General features: G+C 72.3%; 1 protein-coding gene. It reads right to left on the reverse strand.

The features are described from left to right. Nucleotides 1-274 (reverse strand): biotin carboxylase N-terminal domain-containing protein (locus tag IO36_RS36180; protein ID WP_037626648.1); only part of this gene is annotated, 274 nt, incomplete at both ends.

Below are 274 nucleotides of genomic sequence, written 5' to 3' on the forward strand. Positions count from 1 at the left end.
CTTCAGACCACGCCCGCCACCGCCGAACGCGGCCTTGATCGCGATCGGCAGACCGTGCTGCTCGGCGAACGCGACGACCTCCTCGGCACCCGAGACCGGATCCGGGGTACCGGCCACCAGCGGCGCGCCCGCGCGCTGCGCGATGTGCCGGGCGGCGACCTTGTCACCCAGATCACGGATCGCCTGCGGCGGCGGGCCGATCCAGATCAGCCCGGCGTCCAGGACGGCCTGGGCGAAGTCCGCGTTCTCCGAAAGGAAGCCGTAACCCGGATGG

Source organism: Streptomyces aureus (assembly GCF_000725495.1).
In the GTDB taxonomy this organism is placed as follows: Bacteria; Actinomycetota; Actinomycetes; order Streptomycetales; family Streptomycetaceae; genus Streptomyces; species Streptomyces aureus_B.